Below are 676 nucleotides of genomic sequence, written 5' to 3'. Positions count from 1 at the left end.
TGCAATCTAAAAACAACCGGTAAGTTTGTGACAATTTCCCCACTTGATGACTTCAGGTTTGACAGCAACATCTCTTCCGTTTTGTACCCGACAAAAGAGATTGACAGAGTATTTCTTGCGGCAGGGACTTTCAGTTGAAAATGGCCGTTTGCATCCGTGATCGTACCGATGTTGGTTCCTCTTACAATAACGGACGCACCTTGTAACGGCTGAGAACCGGAGTCTGTCACTCTACCGGATACCAAAAGGGATTCATCCTTTTCCCATTGAGGCATTTCCCCGATTACCCGCAACACTTCGTTGTTCAAAGTTGCCATCTCATCCGAATTGCCTGTCACTTCTACCCCGGTTATATCTCCAGCACTATTTACCCGAAACGAAGCATTCACGACTCCCTGCACACCTTTTTCCTGTGCTTCCACCGGGTATTTAATTCTTTCGGAAATAAACCTCATAAACTCCTTGCTACCGCCCGGAAACAGGAAGTTCTGCTGCACCTGTGCCTGTACCGACATACTCCCTTCATTCGTTTTCAATTCGTCAATGATTATCTTCGATTCATTTTTGTTTAGGCTGAAAGCCACCGGAAGCGTAAATCGTACATTCACAGCCTGACCACGTTGTGTGCCGGGTTTCCAGTCGGGCATCATCTTCAACACACGAACAGCTTCGGCAT

1 protein-coding gene is annotated in these 676 nt (G+C 46.6%); it reads right to left on the bottom strand.

All coding sequences use genetic code 11. The features are described from left to right. The coding region (locus B3Z75_RS09710; protein WP_294070890.1) for a TonB family protein at positions 1-676 on the bottom strand (676 nt) is incomplete at both ends.

It is taken from the genome of Proteiniphilum sp. UBA1028 (assembly GCF_002316955.1).
Classification (GTDB): domain Bacteria; phylum Bacteroidota; class Bacteroidia; order Bacteroidales; family Dysgonomonadaceae; genus Proteiniphilum.
This window is presented reverse-complemented; position numbering and strand designations above follow the sequence as displayed.